Annotated in this window: 11 protein-coding genes; 7 read left to right on the top strand and 4 right to left on the bottom strand. The window is 69.0% G+C overall.

Features of this window, described 5'->3' with window-relative positions; translation table 11 throughout:
- Positions 1 to 63 precede the first annotated feature (63 nt).
- Positions 64 to 555 carry a hypothetical protein gene (locus tag Q664_RS59275; RefSeq protein WP_043400000.1) on the top strand — a complete coding sequence of 164 codons (492 nt, stop codon included), beginning with the start codon at positions 64 to 66 and terminating at the stop codon, positions 553 to 555.
- Positions 556 to 572: 17 nt separating this feature from the next.
- On the top strand, positions 573 to 965 hold the full coding sequence (locus tag Q664_RS23775; RefSeq protein WP_043399997.1) for a hypothetical protein: 393 nt from the start codon (positions 573 to 575) through the stop codon (positions 963 to 965).
- 10 nt (positions 966 to 975) lie between these two features.
- On the opposite strand, the gene Q664_RS23770 is transcribed toward Q664_RS23775, so the two are convergent.
- Complete coding sequence (locus tag Q664_RS23770; protein ID WP_043399994.1) at positions 976 to 2,634, bottom strand: M14 family metallopeptidase; 1,659 nt, start codon at positions 2,632 to 2,634, stop codon at positions 976 to 978.
- A gap of 102 nt (positions 2,635 to 2,736) precedes the next feature.
- Between Q664_RS23770 and Q664_RS23765 the strand changes: the two genes are divergently transcribed.
- Positions 2,737 to 4,524, top strand: coding sequence for an ABC transporter ATP-binding protein (locus Q664_RS23765; RefSeq protein ID WP_043399989.1), 1,788 nt, complete (start codon positions 2,737 to 2,739; stop codon positions 4,522 to 4,524).
- On the top strand, positions 4,521 to 6,320 hold the full coding sequence (locus tag Q664_RS23760) for an ABC transporter ATP-binding protein (protein ID WP_043399987.1): 1,800 nt from the start codon (positions 4,521 to 4,523) through the stop codon (positions 6,318 to 6,320). Before Q664_RS23765 ends, Q664_RS23760 begins: the two co-directional genes overlap by 4 nt.
- 179 nt (positions 6,321 to 6,499) lie before the next feature.
- On the opposite strand, the gene Q664_RS23755 is transcribed toward Q664_RS23760, so the two are convergent.
- Positions 6,500 to 6,946: a cupin domain-containing protein gene (locus Q664_RS23755; RefSeq protein WP_235216849.1), complete on the bottom strand. Its 447-nt coding sequence runs from the start codon at positions 6,944 to 6,946 to the stop codon at positions 6,500 to 6,502.
- 146 nt (positions 6,947 to 7,092) lie between these two features.
- On the opposite strand from Q664_RS23755, the gene nudC reads away from it, so the two are divergent.
- Both nudC and Q664_RS23745 read left to right on the top strand, forming a co-directional pair.
- Entirely contained in the window at positions 7,093 to 7,926 is an 834-nt protein-coding gene (gene nudC / locus Q664_RS23750; RefSeq protein ID WP_043400006.1) for an NAD(+) diphosphatase, read from the top strand.
- Positions 7,927 to 8,072: 146 nt separating this feature from the next.
- A complete protein-coding gene (locus Q664_RS23745) occupies positions 8,073 to 8,765 on the top strand; it encodes a radical SAM protein (RefSeq protein WP_043399986.1) in 693 nt (230 codons plus the stop codon).
- A gap of 18 nt (positions 8,766 to 8,783) precedes the next feature.
- Here Q664_RS23745 and Q664_RS59270 read toward each other — a convergent pair whose 3' ends face one another.
- Entirely contained in the window at positions 8,784 to 9,308 is a 525-nt protein-coding gene (locus Q664_RS59270) for a B-box zinc finger protein (RefSeq protein ID WP_052518576.1), read from the bottom strand.
- 19 nt (positions 9,309 to 9,327) lie between these two features.
- The gene (locus Q664_RS23735; protein ID WP_043399984.1) at positions 9,328 to 9,612 is read right to left on the bottom strand and encodes a hypothetical protein; all 285 of its coding nucleotides are present in this window, start codon (positions 9,610 to 9,612) and stop codon (positions 9,328 to 9,330) included.
- Between the two features lie 98 nt (positions 9,613 to 9,710).
- Here Q664_RS23735 and Q664_RS23730 point away from each other — a divergent pair, with 98 nt between their 5' ends.
- Complete coding sequence (locus Q664_RS23730; RefSeq protein WP_043399983.1) at positions 9,711 to 10,034, top strand: hypothetical protein; 324 nt, start codon at positions 9,711 to 9,713, stop codon at positions 10,032 to 10,034.
- Positions 10,035 to 10,147: the final 113 nt, after the last annotated feature.

The raw sequence follows: 10,147 nt of genomic DNA, 5'->3' as shown, positions 1-10,147 counted from the left end.
CTGGCTAGTGACCCCATGGGTAACAGCGCAGCCCGGCCCATCCGGCGTGATGAAGGAGGAGGCATGAAGCTGCTGGCCTTGCTGAGCGCCGTGCTGGTGGCTTGCGCCGGTTGCAGCCACACACGGTCGGCACAGGACCTGAGTACCCGGACCTACGTCATTGACGAGGACGCGAGCGGAGTCGGCAGTGCTCTCGGGACGGGAGGCTCCGGATACAGCTGTGACGACGAGCTCAACCAATGCTTCACCCGCTGCTGGGAGACCACGAAGCAGCCCTACCCGCACGTCGAGCACAACGAGTGGTACTACGAGCACTGCACGCGGGAGTGCCGCAAGCAGTACACGCAGTGCGTCGAGGGACTCGAGAAGGAAGAGGCGGAGCGGGCGAAGAAGCGCCCTCCGCTCGAGTTCTCCAGCTTCGACAAGGCGCGCGACTGGATTCGGACCCACAAGGCCGAGGTCGCGCTCGGAACCGTCGTGGTCGTCGCAGGTGCCGCCTTCATCATCGCCACGGGCGGAAGCGGCGCGCTCATCCTCGCCCCCCTCGCCCTCTAGGCCTTTCCGGACTCGCGATGAAATACGACAAGAATTTCGATGCCGATGCCGTCCTCCGCACCGTGGAAGCCTTGAGCAAGCAGCATGCGGAGGGAACGCCCGAGGACGCGGCGCTCCGGGTGTGCGCGGCCGCGCTGCTCTACGTGCGGGATGACCTCAAGAAACTCGAAGAGTTTCGCGAATTTTTTCGAAAAATCACGACCCCCGCACGCGAGGGCATCCAGATCGCCCACACGTTCGCCTCGCGAGAGGAGGCGGAGACATGGCTCGCGAGCGGGGCCGCCAAGGATGGCCAGCTCCTCCGGGTGGCGGGCCAGGGCTTCACCGTCATCGACCACGGGCCGAAGGGGCTGAAGCTCGTCCGGATACCGCTGCCGGAGGAGCTGCCCCCTCACAAGCCCGGGAAGTAGACGCGGCGCGTCACTCCGCCTTCTTCGGCGCGTGGGCCGAGCCCACCACGCGGTGGACGGGATAGAGCTCGCCCACCTGGATGAGGCCGTCGAGGAACTGCCAGCGGCAGAAGCCGTCGTCGGAGTGCGGCTCGAGCAGGTACACGGCCAGGGTGCCGGTGCGCTGCGCGGTGGGCACGAGCAGGGTGCCCGCGGGGAACTCGCGCGTGGTGCGCTCGGGAGACACGGTGAGCACGGTCTCGAAGCGCACGGGCTTGGGCTTCTGGCTGAGCGGCACCTCGGACTGGCCGGGAGGCGGAACGTTGGTGGCCACATCCGGGCTGAACGTCTCCTCGCGCCGGGCCACGCGGTAGCTGTCCACGGTGAAGCGCCGCGGAGCGTCGAGCCGCTCGAAGCGGATGCCATGGCCCTCGAGGCGCGAGGCGAGCTCGGCCGGAGCGAGGTACGCGGCCGGGGTGCTCACCGCCTGCGTGGGCACGAAGGTGCGGTGGTGCGGAGACTTGTATGACTTCCGGCGCTTGCCCGGGTAGCGGCGCGCGGTGATGCTGGCCTCGTCGAAGGCGAGGATGTGGGCCACGTCATCGGGCTTCGCGTAGGCGGGGTACTCGAAGGCGAGCGCGCCCTTGTCGTCGCGCGTGGCGACGCCGTAGTTGATGCCCACGAGCGCCTGGACATCGGGCGACTCGCCGCGCGCGATGATGCGCTCCTCCTCGGCCTGGGTCATGGCGCGGTAGGCCTTGGCGTTCTTCGCGGCGTCGCGGATCAGCTCGAGCAACCACGCCCGCATCACCGCGCAGCGGCGCTCGAAGGTGATGTAGCTGTAGGTCTCGAGCAGCACGTCGATGCGGCCGAGCAGTCCGCGGTAGTGGCTGCCGAAGCGCGGGAGCGCGGGGTAGGTGTGCCAGCCGGAGACGGGATTGCCCTCCTCCTTGTAGTTGCCGTACCAGAAGCAGTCGAAGCCATGGCGCTTCTTCACGGCCTGGGCCACGCGGTCGAGCATCTCCCGGTTGAACTCGCGCAGCTCGGAGAAGAGCGGCTCGTTCGAGTGCGACGTGTCATAGGTGAGGTCGAAGGCGTGGATGCTGCCGTCGGTGGTGTGGCAGTCGATGAACACGTCGGGCCACCACGACTGGTAGAACTTCGCGAGGGCGCGCGTCTCGGGCGCCTCCTGCTTCATGCTGTCGCGGTTGAGGTTCCAGCCCTCACCCGTGTAGCGCATGCCCACGCCGCCCTCGGGGTTCACCTGGCCCTCGAGGTTCTGCAGGTCCAGCTTGCGGTTGTTGGGGCTGATGCGGTCGTTGCCGTCGGGGTTGAAGTCCGGAATCAGCACGAGGCAGAGCTTGTCGAGCAGCTTCTGGCCCAGCTTGGTGAGCGTCAAATCCCGGGCGAGCGCGAGGACGGACTCCTTGCCCTCGACCTCACCGGCGTGGATGTTGGCCTCGATCATCACCACGAGCTTCTTCTGCCTGCGGGCGAGCTCGGGGGTGAAGCAGTTGCGATCGCTGACGATGAGGGCGGCCAGCGGCTGGCCCTCGCCGCTCTGGCCGAAGTCGACACGCTTCGCGAGCTTCGTGCGGCGGCAGAGCTCGTCGACGAAGGCGAGTACATCGGCGTGACGTGAGGTTTCCTTGTAGTTCGACGCTTCGGCGCGGGTGAGCAGCTCGGTCATGGGGGCGCATCCGAGCGTCCCCCTCGGGCAGCGTCAAGCACTCCGTCACTTCTCCGCGAGGACATTGCGGCCCGGGGTCCGGTCCGCTACGTCTGCCCGGACATGGAACACGGACGAAGACCGCAGGCGCCCCCGGGCAGCGGGAAGGCCATCTGGCGGGCACTCGGCTATCTGGGCAGGTACAAACTGGAGACGGCGGGCGCGCTGGTGGCGCTGCTGCTCGTGTCCGCCGCCAACCTCGCGGCGCCCCAGCTGGTGCGGCTGGCCATCGACGGCGGCATCGCCCGGAGCGACAACGCCACGGTGCTCCAGGCCGTGGGGGGACTGGTGGCCATCGCGCTGGGGCGCGGGCTCTTCAACTTCCTCCAGGGCTACCTGGCCGAGCGTGTGTCGCAGGGCGTCGCCTTCGATCTGCGCGACGCGCTCTTCGCACGCATCCAGCGGCTGAGCTTCAGCTACTACGACCAGGCGCAGACCGGCCAGCTCCTCACGAGGCTCACCAACGACGTCGAGCAGGTGCGCACGTTCGTTGGCTCGGGCGTGGTGCAGCTCGCGGCCTCGTGCGTCATGCTGGTGGGCTGCGCGGCGCTGCTGCTCAGCCTCAACCCCGTGCTCGCGGTGGTGGCGCTGGCGTCCATCGCGCCCATCCTCTGGTTGCTCCGGAACTTCGTGACCAGGATGGGCCCGCTGTTCGGCCGGGTGCAGATGACGCTGGGCCAGCTCAACACCGTGCTCCAGGAGGATCTGCGCGGCATCCGCGTGGTGCGCGCGTTCTCCGGCGAGGAACGCGAGGCCGCTCGCTACCGGAAGATCAACGACGAGCTGCTCGGCCACAACCTGGGAATCATCGACGCCATCTCCACCAACTTCCCGTTCGTGGGCTTCTTCGCCAACCTCGGCACGCTCGTGGTGGTGGGCGTGGGCGGCATGCTCATCTTCCGCCAACGGCTGACGCTCGGCGAGCTGCTCGCGTTCAACGCCTACCTGGGCTTCCTGCTCATGCCACTCATGACACTGGGGTTCATCGCGGCGCAGATTTCGCGCGCCGGTGCGTCCGCGCTGCGCGTGTTCGAGCTGCTCGACACCCAGGTGGAGGTGGCCGACCAGCCGGGAGCCCGGACGCTGCCGCCCATCCAGGGACGCGTGGAGCTGCGCGACGTGCGCTTCCGCTACGCGGGCGGCGAGCGGGAGATCCTCCGCGGGGTGAGCTTCGTGGCCGAGCCAGGGCAGCTCGTGGCCATCCTGGGGACGACGGGCTCGGGGAAGAGCACGATCATCAACCTGATTCCCCGCTTCTACGACGTGACGGGAGGCACGGTGCTGCTGGACGGGCACGACGTGCGCGAGGTGACGCTCTCCAGCCTGCGCTCGCAGATCGGCGTGGTGTTGCAGGATGCCCTGCTCTTCTCCGGGACGGTGCGCGAGAACATCGCCTACGGCCGTCTGGATGCGACCCAGGAGCAGATTCACGCGGCGGCCGAGGCGGCCCAGGCGGCGGAGTTCATCGCCGGGCTGCCCCAGGGTTATGACACGGTGGTGGGCGAGCGGGGCGTGGGGTTGTCGGGTGGCCAGCGTCAGCGGCTGGCGATCGCCCGGGCCCTGCTGACGGATCCGCGCCTGCTCATCCTCGATGACAGCACCTCGGCGGTGGACGCCGGGACGGAGGCCGCCATCCAGGACGCGCTCGACCGGCTGATGCGTGGCACGCACCGTACGGCGCTCGTCATCGCCCAGCGCATCAGCACGGTGCGCGACGCGGACCTCATCCTGGTGCTGGACGAGGGCCGGGTGGTGGCACAGGGAACCCATGAGCAGCTGCTCGCCTCGAGCCCGCTCTACAACGAGATCCTCGGCTCGCAGTTGCAGGCCAGCACCCCGGAGGCGGCATGAGGCGGCCTGGAAGTCTCGAGTCGATGGCGGAGGAGGTCCAGCGCGCCGCCAACCGTGGAGCGGTGGCTCGCCGGCTGATGACGGAGCTGCGGCCCCACCGAGACACGCTGCTGGTGGCACTGGCCCTGGTCCTCGTGAGCGCGCTGGCGCAGGCCATCGGGCCGTATCTGGTGAGCCGAGCCATCGACCACGACATCGGGAGCGGGGATGCGGCGGCCCTGTCGCGCACCATGCTGCTGCTGTTCGCCGTGTACCTCGGGGGCGCGGTGGCCTCGCGGGGACAGACGTGGCGCGTGGGGGCCGCTGGCCAGCAGGTGCTCTCCTCGATGCGCACCCGGCTCTTCGAGCAGCTCCAGGCACTGCCACTCTCGTACTTCGACAAGCGGCCCATCGGGGATTTGATGAGCCGGCTGCTCAGTGACGTGGACACGCTCAACCAGTTCTTCGCGCAAGGGCTGACGCAGCTGCTGGGTTCGATGCTCGGGCTGGTGGGCGTGCTGGTGGCGATGCTGGCTCTCAACGTCCGCCTGGCGCTGGCGTGCTTCACGCTCATTCCGGCGATGCTGCTCACCACGTGGTTCTTCGCCGCGAGGGCTCGAAAGGCCTACCGCAAGACGCGGCAGACGGTCGGCAGCGTGACGGCGGAGCTCCAGGAGGAGCTGGTGGGCGTCCGGCAGGCACAGGCGTTCAACCGCACGGACGAGAACATCCGGCGCTTCCGGGGCCGGAACGCCGCCAACCGCGACGCCAACGTGGCCGCGGTGGGCATCACCTCCGCGTTCTCCCCGGCCATCGACGTGCTCGCCACGCTCTCCACGGCACTCGTCATCGGCTACGGCGGCCACATGGTGCTCCAGGGGCAGTTGACCGTGGGACTGGTGGCCGCGTTCCTCATCTACGCGCAACAGTTCTTCCGGCCGGTGCAACTGGCGGCCTCGACGTACACGCTGATGCAGTCGGCGCTCGCTGGCGCGGAGCGCATCTATTCCATCCTGGACGAGCCTCGCGAGCCCGCAGACACGCCGGACGCCCTGGAGCTGGGGCGGGCCCTGGGGCGCATCTCCTTCGAGAAGGTGTCCTTCGCCTATGACGCGGAGCACCCCGTGCTCCGGGACGTGAGCTTCGAGGTGGCCCCCGGACAGACGGTGGCACTGGTGGGCCGCACGGGCGCCGGGAAGACGACGGTGGCCAACCTCATTCCGCGCTTCTACGACACCACGGAGGGCGTGGTGCGGCTGGATGGGGAGGACGTCAAGCGCGTGAAGCGGGCGAGCCTGCGGCGGCAGATGGCGACGGTGATCCAGGAGCCGTTCCTGTTCTCCGGCACCATCGCGGAGAACATCGGCTACGGCAGGCCTGGCGCGAGCCGCGAGGAGATAGAGCAGGCCGCCCGCGCGGTGCATGCGCACGAGTTCATCGCCGCGCTGCCGAAGGGTTATGACTCGGTGCTCGGGGAGGGAGGCGCCACGCTGAGCCAGGGGCAGCGGCAATTGCTGGCGTTCGCGCGGGCGGTCATCGCCGAGCCGAGGGTGCTCATCCTCGACGAGGCGACGGCGAACATCGACACGAGGACGGAGGCGCTCATCCAGCGCGCGCTCTCCACGCTGCTGGCGGGAAGGACGAGCGTGGTCATCGCGCACCGGCTCAGCACCATCCGGAGCGCGGACCTCATCCTGGTCATCGATGCCGGGCGCATCACGGAGCGCGGCACGCACGAGGAGCTGATGGCGCGCAACGGCCTGTACGCGGAGCTGTACCACCGGCAGTTCCGCGAGCCCGCGGCTGCGGCTCACTGAAGCCCTTCCTGTGAATAGGGGCTGCTCACCGCGCCCATTTCCCCTCGCCCTCCGGGAGAGGGACGGGGTGAGGGTGCCACGGGTCCTTGGTTGAACCCCCTGTCTCCACTGTGGGCCACGGGTTGAAGAACGGGCTCGGATACCCTCACCCCAGCCCTCTCCCGAGGGGAGAGGGAGTGTTACTTCACGGGCTCACCCTGGCGGAACCGTGCCTCGGGACCCGGGCCCACGTACACCTGCACGGCCCGGAAGCTCGGAGCCCCCTCGGGAATGCGCGCCGAGTGCTTGACCCCCGCGGGGATGTAGACGGCATCACCCGGCTTCACGGGCATCGCCTGTCCCTCGATGGTCATCTCCGCCCCACCCTCCTCCACGTAGAGCATCTCCACACTGTCCGCGTGGATGTGCTCGGGCACCCCGGCGCCCGCCTGGAGCTCCAGCACTCCCATCGAGGCCGCACGGGCCCCGGTCTCCTCGTTGGTGAGCAGGATGGCCATCCCCTTGCCCTGGGAGATGCGGAAGGTGGGGGCCTCGGCGCTGCTCACCACGTAGCGGACGGGCACGGTGGGGACTCGGGCACAGCCAACGACACACAACACAGCCATCAGGAGCGAGGTGCGCATCATCCCTCCGTTCCTAGCACTGGCCGGCGGTGACCCGCATCCATGTGTCATCGCCTCGCTGTCTCCCACACACCACAGCCCTCCAGCAGGAGACGCCCCCGCCCACGAGTCCCTGCCCCCGCGCACCGGCTCCCGCTAAGGTGCCGCACGTGAGCCCTCCCCGATTCATCCCCGGACACGAAGTCCCCGCGCGCCCGCGCGACACCGCCCTGCTCTTCGCCGCGCACGGCCTGGAGCTGCTCGTCTCCGAGCGCGACGACACCGTGCGCATCCCCACCTGCGCGGAGCTGCTCGAGCTCTCCACCAGCGCGCACTTCCTCGGCACCCTCGGGGACGTGGACTGCTACGCCGCCGCATTCCCCAAGGACATCGCTCCTCCCGAGGGCATGAAGCTCGTCCCCGCGCGCGGCCTCTTCAACCGCGTGGACGAGTCCCTCTTCGCCGCCGCCGGCCGGGCGCTCGCCATCGCCGAGTGGGATGCCACCCACCGCTTCTGCGGCCGCGATGGTCAGCCCACGGTGCTCGTCCCCGGCGAGCGCGCACGCCGCTGCCCCGTCTGCCGCACGCCCTACTACCCCCGCATCTCCCCCGCCGTCATCGTGCTCATCACCCGGGGGGACTCCATGCTGCTCGCGCGCAACGCCAACTTCCCCGGCGCCTTCTTCAGCACCCTGGCCGGCTTCGTCGACGTCGGCGAGTCGCTCGAGGAGACGGTGGTGCGCGAAGTAAAGGAAGAGGTGGGCGTGGACTTGAAGAACCTCCGCTACTTCGGCAGCCAGCCGTGGCCCTTCGGCCGCTCGCTCATGCTGGGCTTCACCGCCGAATACGCCGGAGGCGAGATTCAAGTGGATGGTCAGGAGATCGCCGAGGCGAACTGGTTCACGCCCGACAACCTCCCGCAGCTCCCCCCGCGTTTGAGCATCGCCCGGCAGCTCATCGACACCTTCATCGCCCAGGTGAAGGCACGAAGCACCCCGGCCTGAGGCCCAGGCTCCGGAAGCCCGCTCGCCGCGAGGGCGGGCGGGCATCTGGAAATTCCCCAGGGATGTTGGGCGGTTGAGGCCCGGGGGGACTCCGAACTTGCATCCACCGCCCGGGTGGGATTGAAGCGAGGCCCCCCGGATCCCCCATGCCCGTCGCGCGTCCCCACATCGAGCCCCGTCGTGTTCCCACCGCTGACTCGGTGGTGGTCAAGGAGTTCTACCTCTCGGTGCAGGGCGAGTCCTCGCACGCGGGGCTGCTCTGCTCCTTCGTGCGGCTCACCGGCTGCCACCTGCGCTGCACCTACTGCGACAGCGAGTTCGCCTTCCACGGCGGCACGCGCATGAAGATTCCGGAGGTGGTGGCCCGGGTGAAGGAGCTCGGCGCGCCCCGGGTGGAGGTGACGGGTGGCGAGCCCCTGCTCCAGCCCGGCGTGTACCCGCTCATGGAGGAGTTGCTGGCCGCCGGCCTCATCGTGCTGCTGGAGACGAGCGGCGCCATCGACGTGCGGCTGGTGCCTCCAGCGGTCCATAAAATCGTGGACATGAAGACGCCGTCCTCGGGCGAGTGCGACCGGAACGACTACCGGAACCTCACGTCGATGAACGCCCAGGACGAGCTCAAGTTCGTCATCGGCAGCCGCGAGGACTACGAGTGGTCCAAGAAGCTCATCACCGAGCACCGGCTGCTGGAGAAGCCGTACGGGCTGCTCTTCTCCACCATCTTCGGCAAGCTGACGACGAAGGAGCTGGCCGAGTGGATCATCGAGGACCGGCTGCCGGTGCGCTTCCAGCTCCAGATGCACAAGTACATCTGGGACCCGAACGAGCGCGGCGTCTGAGAACGGACCGGGGACGCCTCAGCGCAGGCCGGTGACGAAGAAGCCCAGCACGAGCCGGAGCACGAGGAAGACCTGGAGCAGGACGCAGGCGAGGTTGAGCCAGGACAGCCCACGCGTCCACCGGGCCCACGAGCGCGCGGACGAGGCGGACTCCACGCGCTCCAGGCGGCGCAGCTCGCGGGACGACATCCAGAAGCCGAGCCCCGCGGCGATGCCATTGAGCACGGGCAGGCGCCGCAGGATGGGGACGACGAGGGTGGCCTGGCCCACGTCCACCACCACGCTCACCGGCAGGAGCATGGCGAGCGGCACGGTGAGGAGGGCGAAGACTCCCAGGCCGAGCGTCAGCTTGAGGGCCAGGGAGGCGGTGCCATGCTCGCGGACGAAGGCGATGCAGGAGGCGCAGTAGGAGGACTCGCCGAGCAGCTCGGTGCACTCGCCACACAGGAAGGTGCCACAGCGGACACAGGTGGCGACCGCGGCCCGCTGGTGCGTGGGGCAGCGGGGGCTGGTGAAGGCGGGCTGGTCCGGCGCGGAGGCCACGGGCTCGCCTCGCGCCAGGTCAGAAGATGGGAGGCTGGGGCGGACGCAGCATCACCTGCTCCACCGCGTGGGCGCCCAGGCCGAGGAAGACGGCGGCGAGCACGCTGCTGCCGAAGAAGCCGGCGAGGATGAGGTTCTTGCGCGGGTGCTCGAACTGGCTGAAGGCGTACACGAGCACGTAGCAGGGCACCAGCAGCACCATCATCCCCGTCCCCAGGCTCCGGCGGAACGCGTGGACGAGCAGGAAGGCGGCGCAGACGAACGTGATGACCCCGAACACGGCGGCGAGAGGGAGGAGCGGCACGACCCTCAGATAGCACGGCTGTCGCCGAGGGGTGGTCCCCGTGCGCAGATTGCGTGCTAAAGGACGCTCCCACGTCTCCTCACCGAGGTGCCCGGACGATGGCCACACTGAAGACGCTGCTCACCTTCATCCTCTTCGGAGCCTTCATGGGGCTGGCCACGGCCTCGTGGGCGGCGCCGAAGTGGCTCGAGTGGGACAACACGACCCGCTTCCAGGCGACCCAGACGATGTGCAACCTGCCCGAGGTCATCCGGCAGATCTCCGCGTCGCTGCTGCAATACCAGCTCTACGGCACGCTGACCGGCGCGGGCACCTTCCTCATCCTGGGCATCGTCTTCGTGGTGTCGCGCTCGAAGAAGCAGAAGCAGGCCCAGCCGCCCACCGCTCCGACCCCGCCGGCCCAGCCCGGTCCTGCCGCCTGAGCCCCTGATTTCCCCTCTCCCTCCGGGAGAGGGACGGGGTGAGGGTGCCACGCATCCCGGGTTGAACCCCCTGTCCACACTGCGTGCCACGGGTTGGAGAACCGAGACAGGCA

Source organism: Archangium violaceum Cb vi76, from assembly GCF_000733295.1.
Taxonomy (GTDB): Bacteria; Myxococcota; Myxococcia; order Myxococcales; family Myxococcaceae; genus Archangium; species Archangium violaceum.
This window is presented reverse-complemented; position numbering and strand designations above follow the sequence as displayed.